The organism is Saccharothrix violaceirubra (assembly GCF_014203755.1).
Taxonomy (GTDB): Bacteria; Actinomycetota; Actinomycetes; order Mycobacteriales; family Pseudonocardiaceae; genus Actinosynnema; species Actinosynnema violaceirubrum.
Genome location: NZ_JACHJS010000001.1, coordinates 893,726 through 913,656, shown reverse-complemented (window position 1 = coordinate 913,656; position 19,931 = coordinate 893,726). Strand labels below are relative to the sequence as shown.

Below are 19,931 nucleotides of genomic sequence, written 5' to 3'. Positions count from 1 at the left end.
AAGACAAGGGCAGGCCAGGGGCCTGCCCTCCGTGGCGCGCCGCCCCTCCTGCCGCACCCTCGCGAAATGGTCACCGAAATACCACGACCACGAACAGGTGATAAGCGGTCCGGACCGCAGCAGTGTAATTCGCATGGAATTAGAATAGTGGTGGCGCCGGAAATCCATCGGGACGTCGCTCCTGAATCCGGCGGACCGTTCCCGGGAGCTGATCACCGTGACCTGTGCGTTCTCGACCCGTCTGGACACCGTCGCCGAAGCCATCCGCAACGGCGACCTGCGCACCGCGAAATTCCACACCACACGGCTGTTGGCCGACGCCGACCCGCACACGTCCGCGCTCATCGCCGCGTGCGTGGACACCATCGAGCGGTTCCCCCGACGGGCCGTGGTGCACCTGCGCGCCCGTTGGAAAGCCGCCACCACCGACGACGACCGGGCCGTCATCGCCGCGTTCGGCCAAGCCGCACGCCCCGCCCCCGAACCGCCGACCATCCGCCGATCCCACCGCACCGCCCCCCGCGACCTCGACACGTCCGGCCGCACCGGGGAAATCCGTCACCTGACCCCCGAACGCCGCGCCGCCCTGCGCATCGCCGACCGCGCCATCCCGCCCGAACCCGCCGTCGAGGAACCGGCCACCACCGACCGCGTCTACGCCAGCGGCCTGGACTACGACCGCGCCGCCGTCCCCGCCCTGCGCGGCACGCCGTGCGTGCGGTGCTGGACCGAACGCACCCGCGAGGACCACCGGGCCGACGGGGACGACGGGCTGTGCGGCGAGTGCCGCGACCGGGGCCGTCCCGGCGTCCCCGCCCTGCCGCCCGGTCACACCCGTGCCGACGCCGTGCAAGCCCGCTGCGCGTTCCTGGCCGCCACCTACAACCGGCCACGCGCCCTGTTGGCCCAGTGGTGGCGCAAGTACGCCACCGTGGCCGACCGCGTCGTCATCGCGGACTGGGTCCAGCGGAACCCCCTGCCCACAGACCCCGGCCCCGCCCCGCGACCGCGACCCGTGGTGCCACGCGTGACCGGCCGGTGCGAGCGGTGCGGCGACCACGCCGACCAGGAGCTGTGCGTGCACTGCCGCGAAGTCGACGACCTCACCCGCGCCTGACCGGCTTACCGACAGCGACGCGCGAGCCACCGCACCCGCGACACCTCCACGCCCAGCAGTTCCGCGACCGCGTCGACCGGTTCTCCGGCGTCCAGCAACCCCACGACGCTTCGGGCCGAGGCCAGCTCGTGACGTTCCCGCAACGCGTCCTGTTCGAAGAACGCCGCCGCCATCCGGCCCAGCCGCTCTTCCCTCTCGCGCAGCTCCCGCACCCGTCGCGCCGTCGTCTCCCTGGCACGACGCCGAGCTTCGATCCGTTCCGAAGTCCCTGCCATAGCTGCGACGCTACGACCCGGAACTGTCCATAATGAACACTTGAGCACCGATTTCCCGGCCTCTCTCGTCGGTTCCCCACAACATCACCCGAGTGGCGGTGGGTTCCACACGCCCGAGCCCCGAAGCTCTTACAGCGGATGGGAACAGATCACCAACCACCGGGAGAACCAGAAAATGAAGTCCATCGGCACTCGGCGGACGATCGTCGGACTCGCTCTCGCCCTGGGCACGGTCACCGCAGCCGCCATCCCCGCCGCAGCGGCCCCCGCGCAGGTGCTCAGCGGCTACCAGTGCGTGAGCGCCGAGACGCTGACGCTCTGGAACGCCCCGTCGGGCGGGAACGCCGTCGGGACCTGGGTCCGGGGAACGCGATTCTCCAACGAGGGCATCGACGGCAGCCGCTTCGCCACGCGCACGCTCAACACCGGCGTCCGGGTCTGGGTCGACGCGAACCCCGCGTGGAGCTACCCCTGCTGATCCGCACTTCTTCGACGGTGTGCCCGGAACCCTCCGGGCACACCCGACAAGCCAGGCTGGGACACCATCGTCCGAATAGGACCCAAGGTCTGCCTGAAAGATCCAAACCGAGACACCTCTGGCACTGTGCAGTGCGCGGACCCGTGAATCCGTCGCCGGATCGGGGTTCCCGCCGCAGGTGACGCTTAGCGTCGGTGCGGTGATGGCGTTGAAGGTCCTGCACGCCGGGGACGGCTATCAGTACCTGATGCGGCAGGTCGCCACCGGGGACTTGCCGCGCCACGGCCGTGACCCGCTGGCCTCCTACTACCTCGCCGAAGGCAACCCGCCCGGCCAGTGGATCGGGTCCGGCTGCGCCGATCTCGGGGTCGCCGGGGAGGTCCGTGAGGACCAGATGCAGGCGCTGTTCGGCGAACGCCTGCACCCCGAGGCGAACGTCCTGGTCTCCGCCGCGGTCGCCTCCGGTGCCCGCGTCGAGGAGGCGATCCGGTCGGTGCGCCTGGGGCGGGCGTTGGCCAGCTACGACAACGACGTGCCGCTGTTGCACGACCTCACCGCCGCCTACGCCCGGTTCGCAGAGGAGAACGGCCGCCGTCCGGACATCGCCGAACGCCGTGCGCTGAAAGAGGAAACCGCCCGGCACCTACTCGCCCGCACCCGCCCCGGGGAGCCGACCCAGGCCCAGGTACGGACGTTCCTGGTCGACGAGTTGGGTCGGGTGCGGCAGCCGGTCAGCGGGTTCGACCTGGTGTTCAGCCAGCCGACCAAGACCGGGGACCTGCTGTGGGCGTTGGGCGACCACCGGGTCCGGGTCGCCGTCGAGCAGGCCCACCACGAGGCCGTCCGCACCGCGATCGCCTACCTGGAACGGGAAGCCGCCTTCAGTCGCGTCGGCAAGGCCGGGATCGCACAGGTCGACACGCACGGGCTGATCGCGACCGCGTTCACGCATCGCGAGTCCCGCGCCGGGGACCCGAACCTGCACACCCACGTGGCCCTGGCCAACGCCGTGCGCTGCACGGACGGGCGGTGGCGCACGCTGGACTCGCGGCAGTTGCACCGCGTCGCCGTGTCCGCCTCGGAGGTCTACAACGCGGCCTGGGAACGCGGCATCACCCGACGCCTGAACGTGCGCTGGGTGGTCGAACACCGGGGCGACCATCGGCCGATCCGACACATCGCCGGCCTGCCCACCGAGTGGATCGAGGGGTTCTCGCGGCGGCGTCGCCAGGTCGAGTCCGTCTACGACCGGCTCGTGGCCGACCACGTCGCCCGATACGGCACGACGCCCACCCGGTCAGTGCAACTGCGCCTGGCGCAACAGGCCGCGGTGACCGACCGGCCCGCCAAGGAACACCCCGTGCCGTTGCGCGACCGGCTCTCCGAGTGGGCCGCCCGAGCCCGCGCGCTACGCCCGGACCTGGACATCGCCACCGTGCTGCACCACGCCGTCAACACCGCACCGGTGCCGAGCGGGCCCGTCCCCGACCTCGACCGACTCGCCGCGCAGGCCGTGGACGTCGTGTCGACGACGCGCGCCACCTGGACCGTGTACCACGTCCGAGCCGAGGTCGAACGCTCGCTACGCGGCCTGCCCACCGGCCCCGAAACCCGCCATCACAGCCTGGTCGACGACATCACCGACCGAGCCCTGCGACGCCACTCACTGCGCCTGGACCTCGATCCCGGCCCCGTTCCCGTCGGGTTGCGCCGGGCCGACGGCGAGTCGGTGTTCCGCCGCCACGACGACGCCCGTCACACCAGTCAGGCCATCCTCGACGCCGAACAACGCCTGCTCCACGCCGCCCGCGCCCACGCTGGCCCCGCCGTCGCACCGGCCGTCGCCGACGCCGTCATCACCCGCCTGGAACGCCGCACCGTTCTCGACCCGGACCAACGCGCCCTCGTCCACGCCTTCACGACCTCCGGAAAGGCGCTCTCAGTCGCCATCGGCCCACCCGGATCGGGCAAAAGCACCGCACTACGCGCCGTCGCGACAGCCTGGACCACCACGGGCGGAAAGGTCATCGGCCTCGCCCCGTCCGCCACCGCCGCGGCCGTTCTCGGGCAGATGCTGGGAATCCACGCCGACACCCTGCACCGCCTCGTCCACACCCACGACCACGGCCTGCCCACACCCGTACGGCAGGGAGACATGCTCCTGGTCGACGAAGCCGGCATGGCCGGAACCCGCCTACTGGACCGCCTCCGACACATCGCGGAAGAACACGGTGCCGTCGTCCGCCTGGTCGGCGACCACCGCCAGCTCGGCGCTGTGGAAACAGGAGGGGCACTACGCCTGCTGCACAACGAAACCGGCGGCGTCGAACTCACCCACCTGCACCGCTTCACCAATCCCGACGAAGCCCACGCCGTCCTCGCCGTCCGACGCGGAGACCGCGACGCCGCGAACTGGTACTCGACCAACGACCGACTCCACGGAGGCCCCGAACCCGCGGTACTCGACCGCCTCTACACCGACTGGCTCGCCGACCGGGAAGCCGGTCGCACCAGCATCATGTCCTCCGACACCAACACCGTCACCGCCGCCTTGTCCGCCCGAGCCCAAAGCGACCTGCGAACAAAGGGAATCGTCGAACCCACCGGCGTCCCCCTGCACGACGGAAACCAGGCCGGCCAAGGCGACCTCGTCGTCACCCGCCTCAACCGCCGCGACCTCCGTATCGCACGCGGCGACCACGTCAAAAACGGCGACCTGTGGACCGTGCTCAACCGCAACCCCGACGGCAGCCTGAAAGTGCGCCACCACGTCCACCACCGAACCACAACCCTGCCCGCAGACTACGTGGCCCGACACGTAGAACTCGGCTACGCCGCCACCATCCACCGAACCCAGGGCATCACCGTCGAGGTCAACCGGGCACACCTCTCCCGCCACGCCACCCGCGAACTCGCCGCCGTCGCCACCTCACGCGGCACCACCGAAAACCACCTCTACCTCCCCACCGATCACATCATTCCTCTCGACGAACCCCCACTACTGCCCGGCGACCTCTTCCACCGCCACCACGAAACCCAAGCCGCCCACAGAGTCCTGACCACGATCCTCAACCACGACACCACGGAAAAGTCCGCCACCGAACAACTCCGCGAAGCCCAAGACCACCCGTTCAGCCTCGACACCCGCATCCCCGAATACGAACACGCGCTACGCCTGCACGCAGGCCACCCCGACCCCGAGGACTGGCTTCACACCGCCGTCCCCCACCTCGCGGACACGATCCTGACCGACCCCGCCCACCCCGCACTCCTGGACGTACTCGCCGAACTGGCCGACCACGGCCACAACCCGGCTACCGCACTGGTCCAAGCAGCCGCAGATCGCGAACTCCACACCGCCCGCAGCACCGCCCAGGTCCTCCACCACCGACTCACAAAGACCCTCGAACAGCTCCCCCACACCACATCCGCCAGCAACCCCTACTTCCCCTGCTGGCTCACCCCGCCACCCGACACCACCGACAACCCCGAACTGCACGCCTGGCTCCACACCACAGCCGACGCCATCACCTACCGCGTCCGCACCCTCGCCCACTACGCCGCCACCACCAGACCACCCTGGACCGCTTCCCTGGGGGACCCCACCACCGACCCGGACACCTGGCTACGCAACGCAGGTCAGATCGCGGCCTACCGCGAACGCTGGACCATCCCCGACACCGACCCCACCTACCCCGCCCCACCAGGCCAAGGCACACGACACCGAGCCCACACACAGCTCACCCTCTACCTCACCACCACAACCGACCGCCTCGCCCGACTACGCCAACGTGTCCAACTTCTCGACCAACCCGTCCAACAAGCACAGGTCACCACACCGGCCCGACATTGGGCCTCGCCCACCATTGGCCCCAAAGTTTGGTGATCAAGTGGCTTTCGGGTCGGCAGACGTGCGCGGCTGCGTCGGCGCGCGGATGTGGATGAGGTCGTGTTGTCGTTGTGCGCCAAGGGTCTGACCGCCAGCAATCTCGGTGCGCTTCGCCGTGCACGATGTGTCCTTTCTGGCTTCCTACGGACCCAGAGAATGTCGGCGCAGTGGCAAACGTGTGCCCGCAGGTCGTTTTCCGGACCTGTGGCGCGCCTGATCCGCAAGGCCGTCCGACCGATGGCCCGTCAAGACTTGGAAGCGTTGAAAAGAGTAGTCGTCCGATTCGCGCCGCACTCATTCCCGAGCCTGCGCTCACCCCTTAGCCATCAACTTTGCGACCGCTGACCAAAGGCCGAAACCTACCAATCAATTACGCCGGACACATCGACCACAGGATCGACCCTATCGGCCGCGTACAGCACATGAGTGCCGGTCAGCGCCTGCGGGCGCGGCCAAGGTTTCTCCGGACGATCGCGGCACTAGGGTGAACTAGCCCAAAGACGCGTTCACAGTCGACGAGAGTGGCTTGGTACAGCCGAATTGCCCGGTCCAGATCACCAGCATATTGATAGGCTCCAGCAAGGTTGTTGCGAGACTGAAGCGTGTCAGGATGATCAGGACCCAATACGCGTTCACGGTCGACAAGGGTAGCCTCGTACAAAGGAACCGCGCGCCCCAAATTGCCGACGGCGTGACAGGCGCCAGCCAGGTTGTGCAGGCGAGTCCGCAGTCACCCACCACACCGGCGCGAACCTGTCCGCGTGCAGTTCGGCGAACCGGGCGGCCAGAGTGGATTTGCCCACCCCACCCAGACCATGGACGGCGACCACCACCGCACGGCCAACCGCCCCGGGCACCGCTGCGTCCAGGCGTGCCAACTGGTCCGACCGGCCAACAAACACGCCCGACCTTGACGGAACGCGACCCACGCCCGCCACCGCGAACACCGACTCCATCGCCGGCATCACCGGCGCGGGCGCGTGATATGCAATGTCCCGTCCGGCCTGGTTCAGCATCGCACCGCCAGTGGCCGCGCCAGTCTGGCCCACCCAGCCAGGGACACCTTCGTCGGAATCGGCCAACGCTCACCCCGAACTCCTCGACCACCCACTACCGGCCGTAACCAGAAATCACACCCACCATCTGCCACAACGCACGATTGCGGCCCGCACTGAATTCGAGTCTCGACGGGGGTACGTCAAACGAGCCGATCCGGGGCCCCGGTCGACATCCAGGTGAAGTGGCCATCCATGATCACGATGCCTTGATGGATGTCGACTCTTGCGAGGACGGCGCTTTCCGGCCTGTCGACGCTGGTTGTCCGGGACATAGCGGAGAGCCGCGACATCGTGGCGGTCACGGCTTGCACTTCGGATCTTGCCATTACTACGGGCCAGGGCCACTCGTATTACTGCCCTCTTGGGACAGGGCGGCAAGTCGCCGGTCTCAGGGTTCAGCTTGGTCCCGTTCGGCGCGTTCGAAGATGTCTGCGTCGGCCTGCCGTCAGGAGTGACCACAGCCCAAATTCGCTGTGGGTTCGGTCAGTGCTCCAGAACGTGGGTGATGATCACAACCGTGGTCGGTGGGCGCTTCAGCAGTGTCGGTCGTCGTCCGTTGACTGTGCGTCGTTCCGAGAACAGCGGGATTCCCTCGTGGCGGCGCCACGAGGCGTCACAGGTCTCGCACGTCGGCCAGCACCCGTCCGGGAACTGGGGCGGGCTCCGGCGGGGAACGGTCACGGCGAGGCCGCATAACGTGCTGCCGGTCTCGCCGGACGACAGGGTGTACGGGATCGCGTGGCGGTTGCCGTCGTGGGGCAGCCATCGGAAGTCACGAGGGTCCACAGCCATCACCTGGTCATCACCTGGTCGGTGTTCGAGTACGGGGTCGGCGTCGGATCGGGAGGGAGGCGGGACCGCCACCCCCGGCGTGCGTCACTCGACTTGACTACTCGGGCAGGCCCCACGAGAGGGTCACCAGAATCCTGGCCTTCCGGAGCGAGCCAACCTCACAGTAACCCGAGTAGACAGGTTATGGTCTAATCAAACAGGTGAACCGGCACATAGCGCCGGTGGCCGGGACTCCCGACGCCCGCGAAGGAAGCCATGACCGAGCAGCCCAGGTTGCAGTTGCCGCCGGCCGTCATGAAGGTCGTGCTCGGCAGGCAGCTCGCCCGGCTGCGCGAGAACGCGGGCCGCACCCAGGAGGACGCGGCGGGCGCGCTCGGCTGCACCCAGAAGAAGATCTCCCACGTCGAGGGCGGCAGCGGGATCTCCCTGCCGGAGCTGGATGTCCTGCTCGACCGGTTCGGGGCCGCCGACAGCGATCGGGACTACGCGCGGGCGCTTCAGGCCGAGAGCGACAACCGGCGGAAGAAGGGCGCGTTCAGCACGCGGTTCCCCGAGCACCTGCGGTTGTTGGTCGACATGGAGCCGAGCTGTGACCGCTACTCGTCGTACCAGGCCATGTTCGTGCCCGGCCTGCTCCAGACCGAGGCGTACATGCGGATGAACCTGCGTGCGTGGCGGCCGTCGCTGAGCCGCGAGCACGCCGACGCGAGCGTCACCAACCGCCTGGCCCGGCAGCGGGTGCTCGACAACCTCCACCAGCGGTTCTGGTTCATCGTCGACGAGGCGGCGTTGCGCCGGGCCTCGGACCCGGCCGTGCTGCGCGAGCAGGTGCGACACCTCGTGGACCACGTCCTCGACCGGCCGAACGTGGAGTTCCAGGTGGTGCCGTTCGACGTCGGCTTCTACATGGGGCAGGGCCGCCCCTACTCGATCTTCGGCTACGACACGACGCCGACCGTGGACATCATCTACCTGGAGCACGACGAGGGCGGCGAGTACGTCGACCACAGCAAACGCACCGTCCGCTACCTGACCCGCTGGGACTACCAGCGGGCCACCGCCCTCGGACCCGAACAGAGCAGGCGACTGCTGCTCGATCTCGCAGCAGGGTCTGCGACGAAGGGAAGTACCAAGTAGATGAGCACCTTCACCGCGTGGCGCAAGTCCTCCTACAGCGGTCCGCCGGACAACGACTGCGTGGAGGTCGGTTTCGGCGGCGACGGCGTCGGTCTTCGGGACAGCAAGGCCCCCGACGAAGGCGTCCTCGTGCTGTCACGACGCGGCTGGGCCGGGTTCCTGAGCACGATCAAGTCCGGTGACGCCCAGGTCGGGCGATAGGCATGGGGTCGCGTCGCAGTGCGCCGCCGAAGCACCCGCCCAACACCCGGCTCACGTGGGAACGGCTTCAACGGGGGTGGAGTCGCGACGAGGTGGTGACCAGGATCAAGCGGAGCATGGGCCAGGCCGGGGAGCCCGAGCCGGGGCTCACCGCCGAGGTCGTCCGCCGGTGGGAGTCGGGTGACCGGAAACCCGAACCCCGCTACCAGAAGCACCTGGTCCAGGTGTTCCGACTTCCCGCCAGTGACTTGGGTCTGCTTTCCTCGGAGGAGCTGGCGTTGCGACCCCGACGCCCGGCCGAACCGCCCGCCGTGACCGCGCAGGACGTCGACGCGATCGTGAGGAAGGTGACCCTGGTGCTGCTGGGCAACGGAAACGAGTTCAACCGGAAGATGTTCCTGACCGGGCAGCTGGGGGCGAGCCTCACCCCGCTGCTGACCCAGGGACTCGCGCTCCCTGACAGCATCGAGGCGCTGACCAGGACGCCGGGCAGCACGCTCGACCCGCGCGCGGTCGACGCGTTCGCGGCCATCGCCACGTCCCACCGCAGCCTCTACTGGACCAGGCCCGCCGCCGATCTCCTGCCCGCTGTGGTCTCCCACGCGCAGTTCGGCGAGAACCTGCTCAAAACCACGACCTCCGTCGGACTGGCCGCGGCGGTGGCGGAAAGTGCACTGCTGGCCGCCCGTCTCGCGTTCTTCGACCTGGACCGCGAGGACCTGGCGGGGTCGTTCTTTCGGCTCGCGCAGGACGCGGCCGACCATTCACGCGACCACGGCCTGGCCGCCGCCGTGCTGGCGCACCGTGCGTTCGTGCCCGGTTTCGCGGGACGGGGACCGGAGGCACGTGCCCTGCTCGCCGCCGCCCACGCCCACGTCCGGTACGACGGCGGGCCGCTGCTGCGGTCGTGGCTGCACTGCGTGGACAGCGAGATCTCGGCACGCACCGGCCAGGCCGCCGACAGCGTGGCCCGGATCAGGGCCGCCGAGGACGCCCTGACGACCATCGGCACCGACGCGTTGTGGCTGGACTTCTACGACAGCGCACGGCTCGACGGGTTCGCCGGCAACAGCCTGCTGCTCGCGGGCCGACCGCACGACGCCACGCCACGCCTGCGCAACGCGCTCGACCGACTGTCCCCCACCGCCGGCAAACAACGCGCGGTCGTGCTGTTCGACCTCGCCGCCGCCCAGGCGTCGACCGACGCCGAGCTGGCGTACACCACCGCCGGCCAGGCGTGCGATCTGCTCGGCCAGGCGTGCGATCTGCTCGGCCAGGCGTGCGATCTGCTCGGCCAGGCGTGCGATCTGCTCGGCCAGGACGGCTACGCCATGGCGGCGAAGCGCGCACCCGAGGTCGGCAAGGCCCTGGCCGGCACGCCCTACGCCGCCCTGTTGCGCGAACGCGTCCGCGCCGCGACGTCAGGCTGACCGTTCGTTGTGCCCGGCCACCAACGCGGGCAGCTCGGCCAGGCCGTCGAGCCGGAACAGGCACCGTTCCTCGATCTCGGGCACCCGCAGGATGTGTCCCCACGGCCCGCGCCGCAGCAGCGCCGTCACCACGCCGACTTCCTGCGCGGGCCGGATGTCGTTGTCCAGCCGGTCACCCACGTAGAGGATCGACGACGCGGGCACCCCGGCCTCGCGCACCACCCGCTCGAAGAACGCGACCGACGGCTTCTCCACACCCCACCCGTCGGAGGTGCCCAGGACGTCGATCGGCAGGTCCAGCCCACGCAGCACGAGTTCGGCCCGTGCGGTCTGGTTGCCCGCCACCCCGACCAGCAGACCGGCGTCGCGTAGCGCGGCCAGGCAGGGACGGGCGTCCGGGTAGAGGTTCTCCTCGGCGAACGTCTCCGCCTGCCCCGCCTCGGCCCGTCGTTCGCGTTCCGCGGCCAGGTCGAATCCCGGCCTGAACACTCGGAAGGTGTCGCGGTAGTCCCCGCCGCTGGCGATGACCGCGCCGAAGACCGCCGAGAACGTGTGCCGGGGCACTCCGAGCCAGTCCGCCCACGTGCCGTACTCGCGGCTCTCGTCGACGAGCACCTCGCCCACGTCGAAGAAGACCGCCTCGATCCGCGTCACGTCCACTGCCTCCAGTCCGCCGCCTACGCCCTCATCCTGCCCGAGCAGGCGATGGCCGTCCGATACCTGGCAGTCGGACGGAGGGTTTCCGGCAGGTACTCCGGTGCGCAGCGGACTGGTCGACTGGCATCCGGCACCCGATCGGCGGGGTTATTCGCCCGACTCGCCGCATCAGGACGTCGATCGACACTTGAAAGGAACCCCTCCATGTCCACGCACATCGGCTACAGCACCTCGTCGTTCGCCCGCATCGAAGGTGACGCGCCGATCTCCTGCCACATCGTCGGCGACGAGGCCCACCTCACGATCGGTGGTGGTGCCCTGGACCTGGTCATCACCAAAACCGCACTCGTCGACCTCACCGGCCACCTCGTCCGCGCCCGCGACGAACTGACCGCCGACGAGCAGCTGACCACCGCCTGATCCGACGCCGGCCGTCGCGCGACCGCGCCGACACCGCCGACGGTCCTCCCGAAGGGAGGGGAGTGCTCCACCTCCTCCCGCGAAGCACTCCCCGCCCACCCAGGAAAGTCCGGAAAGGACAGTCGACATGTCCCGCGTCGAGAGCCGGACCCTCCGGGAGATCGGACGCTGCCTCGCGACCGGACGCCCGCACCACGCCCTCGACCACGCCTTCACCCTGCTCAGCGCAGAACCCCACACCCCAGGCCGCCGGTTTCTGCTCCTCACAGAGCTGGCGGCCCGCGCCGGGCGTCCGGTCGGCGCCGCCTACTACGGCGACCTCGCCCGTCGTGCCTTCCCGGACGCACCCACTCCGATCGAGATCCCCGCCTTTTCCTACCCTGTAAAGGAAGTACAGGTGTCCGCGATGCCACCCGAGCGGGCGCACTACGCTGTGGGGCGTGCCGAACAGGCGCTACGCTGGCTCGACCACCGCGTCACGGCCTCTCCATTCACCCATGACTGGGCACGCACGACCCTGTTGCGCGAGACCCGGGCGTCGGCGCACCTCGACGGCGTGCACCTGGCGCTGATCGAGGTCTTCCAGCACGTCCTGCCCACGAGTCCGGGGAGCCTGTGGCGTGAGCCCGCCTTCTCCCCTTACCTGGCCGCCACACTCTCCCTGCTCGACACCCCGACACCGACGCCCGCCGCGGAGCCGTTGCTCGACGTCCTGACCGGGTACGTGCGCTCCCCGCCGGCCGACGGGCACGCCCTGCGTCTGGCGCTGCCCGTCGCCCTGGTCCGGGCCCGGCTGCTGACCCGGCCCTGGCTTCCGCTCAGCACCCACCACCCCGGCACTCCCGACCTGTCCCGATCGCCCCGGGAGGACGTGCTCGCCGAGGTCGGCAGGATCGCCGACGCCGTCACCACCGACCAGCAAACGCGGTCAAGTGTCATCAACAAAGCCACACGACTGATCATCACTCCGCGTCGACCAACGTCGCTGCAGACCGCGACCATAACCACTGATCATTTCGGGTGCTTCGCTGTGCGTGCCTTCGACCTGCTTGGATGCGACGGCATCGGTGGTGACGTCGTGACAGCGGTTGGTCGGCGTAGCGTCCTAGGAGCTGTTTGGGGTTGGGATCATGTGGTTGGGGTAAGGGTCTTCAACCACATGATGGCTCCTCGTAGATGCAGTCCGGCCTCGTAGCTTTGTGGTGTCTTGTCGTAGCGGGTGGCCAGTCCGCGCCATGTCTTGATCTTCTGGAAGAGGCGTTCGACGGTGTTGCGCCGCCGGTAGCGCACGGGATCGAAGGACACAGGCCGCCCGCCGGCGGAGCCCTTGTTCCTGCGGTTGGCCCGCTGGTCGGTCTTCTCCGGGATCACAGCCGTGATCCGGCGGCGGCGTAGGTAGGCCCGGTTGGCTTTGGAGGAGTACGCCTTGTCCGCGGCCACCGCGTCCGGACGGGTGCGCGGCCTTCCGACCGGGCCGGGAACCCGGATCCGGTCCAGCACCGTCCGGAATTGCGGGCTGTCCCCGGCCTGGCCAGGGGTGAGCACGAACGCCAACGGCAGCCCGGCGGCGTCGACCGCGGTGTGGACCTTGCTGCTCAGCCCGCCCCGGGACCGGCCGAGCCCGGCCGCCGCAGCCCGCGCCTTCCGACGGCGCCTACGGGCGGCACGGTCCCGACCGGCAGATGTGCCCGCGTCGGTCGTGTCCGGCGCGGACCGCGACGCACCACCCGCAGCACGCTCCGCTGGACGGGCAACGGAGCCCCTTTTTCCCCGGTCAACGCCTGTTCCAGCGCGTCAAGGGTCTCCCCGGTCACCGCGAGTCCGGCCGATTCGTGGTGTGCCCGCACGATCGTGGAGTCCACGCTCACCAGTTCCAGGTCGACCTGTCCGCGGGAGGCGGCCTCGGCGATCAGCGCCTCCATCAGCGTCTGGAACACTCCGGTCTTCGCCCAGGTGTTGAACCGGGAGTAGACGGTGGACCAGGGACCGTACCGTTCGGGCACGTCACGCCAGCCTGACCCGGTGCGGAACCGCCACAGGATCCCGTTGAACTGCTCCCGCACCCGACGTGGCAACGGCCCGGTGGCCGCCACCGGCATATGCGGCTCGATCAACGCCCACTCGGCATCGGTCAGATCAAAACGCGCCACATCCGTGTTCTACCAGCCCAACCAGCACACCACCGGGCCCACCTAGATCCGAACTTCAAACAGCTCCTAGGGCACGATGACCCGGTCATCCACCCGAAGATGGTGGTGCCCTCGCGCTACGAGGCTGCGATGACTTCTCGAGCGGCACAGGATCATGGACCGACGTGAGCGGTCCGAGATGCGGTCAGGCCGGATCGACCGCGTCGTGAACGGTCAGGGAGAAGGAGTCCTCGGCAAGGAAGTCGTGCCCCTCGAAGCCTTCCAGGTGCACGTGCCCCTTCGGGTCGCCCGAATCCGCGCCGGCCAGGACGATCCGGCTGAGCGTGGCCAAGTGCCGCACCGGGCCGCGGATCGCCAGGTCGAGCGCCGTTCGATCGACCGTGATCCGGACCGTCGGCGTGTCCACCGCCTCCACGGACAACGTCTCCAGTGCCACACCGTAGGGGGCGATGTTCTCCGTGGTGACCAGTGCGAACCGGCCTTGGCCGCGTTCCAGCGCCGCCGCGAGTTCGGCGTACTCCTGCGGCGTCCCGGACAGCGCCGCCTCGTTCGTGGTCGTGGACAGTGCGACGATCATGGCCTTCTCACGGTATGTCACCCGGCCGGATCGTGGACGGGTCGATCGGGATGTGCGGGTCGTTGTACGGGCCAGAGCGTACCGGGTTGCCGTTGACCTGGGTCTCCAGGTTGAGGTGCGGCCCGAGTTGTTGCACGTGCGGGCTGGCCGGGTTGATGTCGAAGCGCGCCACGCTGGCGATCCGGTTGCCCGCGCTGTCGGTGGAGGTGCCGATGAACTGGTAGCCGCCGCTGCCGGACGGAACGACGCGGGCATTGTCGCCGGCGTGCCGGGCGCCCAGTTCGACCGCTTCGTCCATCGAGATCGGGCCGGGGATCCGGGGTGGCGGCGGGTTGGTGTGCGAACCGGTGCCGAGTGCGTGCGAGCCGCCCGGCGCGGGCGAGAGGCCCAGGGGGTCGATGAACCGCGTCGGGTTCGGCACGTAGGCGCGGGGGTTGGGGGACGGGCGGATGCCCAGCGGGTCGTCGGTGACGTACCGCGCGATCTCCGGGTCGTAGTAGCGCGAGTAGTTGTAGTGCAGGCCCGACTCGTGGTCGTGGTACTGGCCCGGGAATCGCAATGGCGTGGCCGGGTGCGCCGTTCGACCCCACAGTGTGGTCTGCTCCTGGCGCACTACGTGACCATTCGGCGCGACGAGTTCGGCCGGGGTCCCCACGAGGTCGGTGACGATCGAGTGGAACTCGCGGTCCACCCATGCGGCGTCGTGGGTGGGCACCCGCAGTCGCTGCGCCACCGGTCGCATCCCGGTCGTGTCGTGGTCCCAGGTCATCGCCTGAAGGGATTCGATCTGCTCGGCGAGCACAGTGCCGTCCCAGACGAACTCCGTCCGCTCCAACACCTCACCCGCCGGACCGGTCCGCTGCTTGGCGATGCGCCTGCCCATCGCGTCGTAGGTGTAGCGCCAGCGCGTTTGGTCCGGTGTGACGACCTCGGTCAGCCGGTCATCGGCGTCCCAGGTGTAGTGCCAGACGTCCGGCTTGCGCGAGAGTCTGCTCCGCACCCGCCGCACGACCCGGCCGCGCCGGTCGTGGTCGAAGCGGGTCCGTCCCGCCTGGCGCAACAGCGTTCCCTCGTAGGTGAACGAGGCGGGCTCGGCACCGGGGATCCCGACCTGGGTCAGGTTGCCCGCTGGGTCGTACACGTACTGCTCGGACCACTGCGGGCCGTGCACGGAGACGACCCGGCCGAGTGGGTCGAGGTCGTATGTCCTCAGGCCCGCGGGCTCCTCGACCGCCGTGAGGTAGCCGTCGGCGCGGTAGTGGTACCGGCGGTGCGCGATCCGCCGCTTCGCGCCAGAACCATCCACAATGGACATGTCTTGGTCGGCCAGCCTGCCGGCGGCGTCCCAGCGCTGGGCCAGCACGGCGTTTCCGAACCGACGACCTACTTCACGCCCTGCTGCGTCGTGGGTGAACTCCACGGTATGGACGCCGCCACGCAGGGTCGTCGGCAGGTGCGACGGATCGTACGTCCAGTCGGATCGGGCGCCGGTGGGGGTGACTCGGCTCACGCGCCGACCGACCGCGTCGTACCGGGACACCAACGTGCGTCCGTTGGTGCTCTCCTCGACCACCCGGCCCAGGGCGTCGCGGCGGAACACGGTTTCGGCGTGCCCATTCGCCGCCCACACCACTCGACCGGCTTCGTCGTACCGGAATCGGGACGTGCCGGTCGGTGTCGAGCGGGTGAGCACCCGGCCCAGCGGGTCGAGTTCGAACTCGACGTGGTCGTCCGGTCCGTGCGACCGCCGCACGACCCGCCCGGCGGCGTCACGTGCGTACTCGACGGCTTGGCCGCCGTAGCCCGTCTCGCGCACCAGTCTGCCCGCGGCGTCGTACTCGTATCGCCACACCGAGCCGGTCTGGTCCGTCACCGACACCAGTCTGAGCTCGGTGTCGTAGTCGAATTGGAGAGTGCTGCCGTCCGGCAGGATCCGCTCGGCAGGCAGGTCGAAGTGAGTGGGGCGTGCGCGTGTCCGCTGCCCGACCCTGTCGATGTGCTCGACCTCGTTGCCCTCGGCGTCATAGCGCCACGACTCGCTCGACCCGTCCGGGTGGGTCCGGTCGAGGAGCTTGCCCTCGACCGTCCACGACAGCGCGGTGATCCCGCCGGTCGGGTCGAGGATCTGCCGCACGCGTCCCATGGCGTCGCGGAGGTGGCGGGTGGTGGCGCCCCGGGCGTCGTTGACGGCGATCGGGAGCCCGACGGCGTCCACCTCCGTCCGATGCGTGCCGCCCGCCGCGTCCACCACGGCGGTAAGGCCACCGTTCTCGCTGTACTCGTAGCGGGTCACTGCGCCGCTCGGGTCCGTCACCGCGACCAGGTTGCCCCGTGAGTCGTATTCCTTGAACCACACGGCGCCGTCGGGGTCGACCTGACGTGTTGGTTGGCCGAACTCGTTGTACTCGGCGAGCAGCTGCGTGCCGTCGGGCCGGGTCAGCACCAGGATCTCACCGTCGTCGTCACGCAAATACGACGTCGTGAGGCCGAGCGCGTCGGTGGTGGACACGAGCCGGTCGTAGCGGTCCCAGTGGAACAGCGTCTGGTTGCCGAGGGGATCCACCCGCCGCACCAGTTGGCCGACGTCGTTGAAGTGGTGGTGGGTGACGTGTCCGAGCGAGTCGATCTCCCGGGTGACGCCGGCCGCTGGGTTGTACTCCACTTCGCCGGTCAACGCGCCACCCGAGCCGGTGGTACGCACGCAACGGCCGTTGTGGTCGTACTCGTAGCCGTACCACTCCCCGTTACGATCGATCCACCTGATGATCCGGCCCGCGTGGTCGTACTCGAACCGCAGCGCCGCGCCGGAGGAGTTCAGCACCTCGGTGAGCCGATTGTCGTCGTAGCGGTAGGAGACCAGCGTGATTTCGCCGCCCGCCGGGCTGACCAGCCTCAGTCCGGTGACGTGGCCGTTCTCGGTGTCCACGACGATGTCGTAGCCACCGCTGTGCCGGATCCGGGATGGCACCGCCCCGGTGTACTCGAAGTCGATCCGGTTGCCATTGCGGTCGGTGATCGCGCTGATCGGTGCGTGAGCCGCGTCCGGGAAGTGCAGCGACCGTCCGGTCCTGGGTTGGGTGATCACATAGCCGGAGTCGGTACGCGCCAACGACCAACGCGCGCCTTCCACCGGTAGCACCGGGGCGCCGCTGCTCGGCGGGAGCGGGTAGACGAGCACGACGCCGTCCGGGTCGGCGAAGTACACGCCGTGGTCGTCCACTTCCAGTCTTTGGTCCAGCGTCGAGGCCCACGACGGGCCGAGCAGCCGTCCGGCGCGGTAGGACGACACGTGCACCCGTCCGACCAACAGAGACAGCACACCGGGCAGGTCGACGTCGATCTGCGCCAAGTACATCTCGCCGGAGGCGAGGTCGATCGGCTCGCGGCCCTCGCAGCGCCCCTCGGGTGGCTGTGCCCGGTCGCGCGGGTTGGGCGTGTCCTCACGCAGGCTCGGCCGGTCGGAACTGCTCGAGCGCGGCCTGCTGGAACCTGACGGTGACGACCCGTTGCCATCGGTGCCGGCGGGTGTTATGCCCGAAGACGCGGTGTCCGGTGACGTTGTGCTCGATGGCGACGTCGTCCCGGAGGTCGAGGTGGTGCCTGAGGGTGAAGTCGTGCCTGAGGGCGAGGTTGTGTCCGCTGTGCTCGACGGGGTGGTGGTGCCGTCGGGTCCTTTCACGGTGGGTGCGTCGGGTGCGCTGGATGTGCTGGTGGTTCCGGGGCTGCTCGGACCGTCGGCGCGGCGGCCGAGTTTGCCCAGCTTCTCCATGATCTCGCCGAGCTTGTCGAGGACCTTGCGGATGCGCGGGGTGACGTTGCCGATGGTCTTGACCAGTTTGCGGACCAGGTCGGCGATGCGGTTGCAGACGCGGGCGATGGTCGAGGTGGCCTGGGCGACGATCAGCGGGGTGGCCAGGCCGAGCGTGGCGACGGCCTCCAGCGCCCAGGTGATCAGCTTGCCGACCACTTCGGCGACCAGGTCGCGGATGATCTCGCGGACGGCGGCGACGACCTCGCCCATGACCATCACGCCGACACCCACGCCCTCGGCCAGGGTGGCGGCGCCGGCGATGGCGTCGGCGGTCTGGGCGGCGTGGCCCCGGTAGGCGTCAGCCGCCTCGCCCCGCCAGCCGGGTGCGTCCTGGGCGGCGAGGTCCTCGGCGACGCGGGCGACCTCGGCGGCGACGTTGGACCACGTCTCGCTGAACGACCGGATCACCGGCGGATCACCGGCGAACCAGTCCAACGCCTCCTTCAGCGGCTGCACGTGCTCGATCAGCCAACCCACACCGTAGGAGGCCACGGTGCCGACCGGGTCGAGCACCATCGACAACACTTCCAGACCGACACCGACACCACCCAACCCGGCCGCGACCCAGCTGCCGTCGGAGATGCCCTGCGCCAGGTCGTTCGCGGACTCGGCGATGCCGATGCCGGTCACCGCCGTCGTGTCGCTCTTCGCCGTCGCGACCAGCGGGTTGTTCACGTGTTCACCCCGCCGAACCGCGCCGACTCACCGGACTCCCGCGCGTCGTAGGCCCGGGAGGTCTCACGCAGCTTCGCCGCGTTGTCCGACACCGTCTCCGCCGCCTTGGCCAACGCCTGCACGCCCATGTCCTCGAACGGCTGCAACAGCATCGCGAACGGTTGGCACACCACGCCGTACGCGGAGTCGTCCATCGCCACCGTCCGCGCCGCGTCCGCCGCCGTGCGCAACCGGTCCGCCAGACCCTCCACCCGACCGGCCAGCGCCCCGATCTCACCGGTGACGGCCTCGAACCCGCCGGTCATCGCGTCACCTCAGGTAGCCCTCGTCGGAGAAGTCCCCGTCGTCACCCGGTCGGCGACGCGGCGGAGTGGTCGGCGCGGTCGGTTCCGGCTGTGGGAAGTTCCGCTCGGCCACGGCCACGATGTGCTGCCCCGACGGGGTCCGGCCGACCGTCTCCCCGACGATCCGCGCCAGCTCGGCCGGGTAACCGGCCTGCGCCTTGCCCATCGCCTCCATCACCGCCGCGGCGATCTGCTCCGGACGCAACCGGCTCACCCCGTCGGTCATGGTCACGGAGCTGGGGATGCCGTTCGGGCCGACCGTCACGCTCACCGCGCCACCCGCGGCCGACGCGGTGATGGAGATCCGCTCGACCTCCTGCCGCATCGACTCGTACCGGGCCGCCTTCTCCTCCGCGTCGCGCTCCCAGTCGTCCACCAAGCGCTGCACGCCTGCCAGCGGATCGGTCATCGGTTCCCCCTCCGGTGACATGGATCGAGCCAAGGTACTGCGCCGGAGACGACGCATCGAGCGGATTCGCTCCCAAGACGACCGGATCGGCCCAATCGTGGAGGGTAGGCGTGCGCACTCCGGACAACCGCAGGGGTGCGCGGGGTACTTGCTCTGGCACGACCTCCCGGGTTCCACGTGCGATGACTTCGGTGGACGGAAACCGGGTGGGGGCGGGTACATCGGTTGGGCAGGACATGCCGCCGCGCCACACGCGCAGCAGATACGCACAGAACCCTGAGTCCGGGCCGTCGCCGGACCGATGCGCGTTGAGCACCGTGGCGAACGCGTCGATCCTCAAGTCGCCGGTCGTGGAACCATGGAGCTACCTGATCGAAGGGAGCCGTTGTGTCGGTCGACGGTGTCGCCGCCTCGGTTCGCACTCTGGATGGGCGGATGCTTGCCGGAACGTTGGTCGCGCCGGTGGGTGCCGGACGTGCGGTGGTGTTCGTGCACGGCGGTGGCGTGACCA

General features: G+C 69.5%; 17 protein-coding genes and 1 pseudogene. 8 read left to right on the top strand and 10 right to left on the bottom strand.

What is annotated here, in order from left to right:
* Window positions 1-217: 217 nt before the first annotated feature.
* The gene (locus tag F4559_RS04505; RefSeq protein WP_184666311.1) at window positions 218-1,117 is read left to right on the top strand and encodes a hypothetical protein; all 900 of its coding nucleotides are present in this window, start codon (window positions 218-220) and stop codon (window positions 1,115-1,117) included.
* Window positions 1,118-1,122: 5 nt separating this feature from the next.
* On the opposite strand, the gene F4559_RS04500 is transcribed toward F4559_RS04505, so the two are convergent.
* The gene (locus F4559_RS04500) at window positions 1,123-1,392 is read right to left on the bottom strand and encodes a hypothetical protein (RefSeq protein WP_184666310.1); all 270 of its coding nucleotides are present in this window, start codon (window positions 1,390-1,392) and stop codon (window positions 1,123-1,125) included.
* 175 nt (window positions 1,393-1,567) lie between these two features.
* Here F4559_RS04500 and F4559_RS04495 point away from each other — a divergent pair, with 175 nt between their 5' ends.
* Entirely contained in the window at window positions 1,568-1,870 is a 303-nt protein-coding gene (locus tag F4559_RS04495) for a hypothetical protein (protein ID WP_184666309.1), read from the top strand.
* 178 nt (window positions 1,871-2,048) lie between these two features.
* On the top strand, window positions 2,049-5,756 hold the full coding sequence (mobF, locus tag F4559_RS35780; RefSeq protein WP_184666308.1) for a MobF family relaxase: 3,708 nt from the start codon (window positions 2,049-2,051) through the stop codon (window positions 5,754-5,756).
* A 436-nt stretch (window positions 5,757-6,192) separates the two neighbouring features.
* Here the strand turns inward: mobF and F4559_RS04485 are convergent, their stop codons facing one another.
* From F4559_RS04485 to F4559_RS04475, 3 genes are all read right to left on the bottom strand, one after another.
* The gene (locus tag F4559_RS04485) at window positions 6,193-6,477 is read right to left on the bottom strand and encodes a tetratricopeptide repeat protein (protein WP_312865979.1); all 285 of its coding nucleotides are present in this window, start codon (window positions 6,475-6,477) and stop codon (window positions 6,193-6,195) included.
* Window positions 6,392-6,715: an AAA family ATPase gene (locus F4559_RS36685; RefSeq protein WP_376774704.1), complete on the bottom strand. Its 324-nt coding sequence runs from the start codon at window positions 6,713-6,715 to the stop codon at window positions 6,392-6,394. The genes F4559_RS04485 and F4559_RS36685 overlap by 86 nt, the downstream gene beginning before the upstream one ends.
* 585 nt (window positions 6,716-7,300) lie before the next feature.
* The gene (locus F4559_RS04475; RefSeq protein WP_184666306.1) at window positions 7,301-7,609 is read right to left on the bottom strand and encodes an HC3 family zinc finger protein; all 309 of its coding nucleotides are present in this window, start codon (window positions 7,607-7,609) and stop codon (window positions 7,301-7,303) included.
* Window positions 7,610-7,864: 255 nt separating this feature from the next.
* On the opposite strand from F4559_RS04475, the gene F4559_RS04470 reads away from it, so the two are divergent.
* From F4559_RS04470 to F4559_RS04460, 3 genes are read left to right on the top strand one after another with little or no spacing between them, the layout of a single operon-like run.
* The gene (locus tag F4559_RS04470; RefSeq protein ID WP_184666305.1) at window positions 7,865-8,746 is read left to right on the top strand and encodes a helix-turn-helix domain-containing protein; all 882 of its coding nucleotides are present in this window, start codon (window positions 7,865-7,867) and stop codon (window positions 8,744-8,746) included.
* Window positions 8,747-8,947, top strand: coding sequence for a DUF397 domain-containing protein (locus F4559_RS04465; protein ID WP_184666304.1), 201 nt, complete (start codon window positions 8,747-8,749; stop codon window positions 8,945-8,947).
* Window positions 8,948-8,949: 2 nt separating this feature from the next.
* Window positions 8,950-10,377 carry a helix-turn-helix domain-containing protein gene (locus tag F4559_RS04460; protein ID WP_486374938.1) on the top strand — a complete coding sequence of 476 codons (1,428 nt, stop codon included), beginning with the start codon at window positions 8,950-8,952 and terminating at the stop codon, window positions 10,375-10,377.
* On the opposite strand, the gene F4559_RS04455 is transcribed toward F4559_RS04460, so the two are convergent.
* Window positions 10,369-11,031, bottom strand: coding sequence for an HAD family hydrolase (locus F4559_RS04455; protein ID WP_184666302.1), 663 nt, complete (start codon window positions 11,029-11,031; stop codon window positions 10,369-10,371). The genes F4559_RS04460 and F4559_RS04455 overlap by 9 nt on opposite strands.
* 207 nt (window positions 11,032-11,238) lie before the next feature.
* Here F4559_RS04455 and F4559_RS04450 point away from each other — a divergent pair, with 207 nt between their 5' ends.
* Together F4559_RS04450 and F4559_RS04445 are read left to right on the top strand one after the other, a co-directional pair.
* Window positions 11,239-11,454: a hypothetical protein gene (locus tag F4559_RS04450; protein ID WP_184666301.1), complete on the top strand. Its 216-nt coding sequence runs from the start codon at window positions 11,239-11,241 to the stop codon at window positions 11,452-11,454.
* A gap of 127 nt (window positions 11,455-11,581) precedes the next feature.
* The gene (locus F4559_RS04445; RefSeq protein WP_184666300.1) at window positions 11,582-12,649 is read left to right on the top strand and encodes a hypothetical protein; all 1,068 of its coding nucleotides are present in this window, start codon (window positions 11,582-11,584) and stop codon (window positions 12,647-12,649) included.
* On the opposite strand, the pseudogene F4559_RS04440 reads toward F4559_RS04445, so the two are convergent.
* The 5 genes and pseudogenes from F4559_RS04440 to F4559_RS04420 all read right to left on the bottom strand — a co-directional run bounded on the left by F4559_RS04440 (window position 12,583) and on the right by F4559_RS04420 (window position 19,420).
* Window positions 12,583-13,604 (bottom strand): annotated as a pseudogene (locus tag F4559_RS04440) (IS5 family transposase). The gene F4559_RS04445 and the pseudogene F4559_RS04440 sit on opposite strands and share 67 nt — an antisense overlap.
* Before the next feature lie 184 nt (window positions 13,605-13,788).
* Window positions 13,789-14,202, bottom strand: a complete 414-nt coding sequence (locus F4559_RS04435) for an Imm32 family immunity protein (protein WP_184666299.1) — start codon at window positions 14,200-14,202, stop codon at window positions 13,789-13,791.
* Window positions 14,189-18,667 (bottom strand): RHS repeat-associated core domain-containing protein, encoded by a 4,479-nt coding sequence (locus tag F4559_RS04430; RefSeq protein WP_184666298.1) that lies wholly within the window; start codon window positions 18,665-18,667, stop codon window positions 14,189-14,191. Before F4559_RS04430 ends, F4559_RS04435 begins: the two co-directional genes overlap by 14 nt.
* On the bottom strand, window positions 18,664-18,972 hold the full coding sequence (locus tag F4559_RS04425; RefSeq protein ID WP_184666297.1) for a type VII secretion target: 309 nt from the start codon (window positions 18,970-18,972) through the stop codon (window positions 18,664-18,666). Before F4559_RS04425 ends, F4559_RS04430 begins: the two co-directional genes overlap by 4 nt.
* A 4-nt stretch (window positions 18,973-18,976) precedes the next feature.
* Entirely contained in the window at window positions 18,977-19,420 is a 444-nt protein-coding gene (locus F4559_RS04420; protein ID WP_184666296.1) for a YbaB/EbfC family nucleoid-associated protein, read from the bottom strand.
* Window positions 19,421-19,931 lie beyond the last annotated feature (511 nt).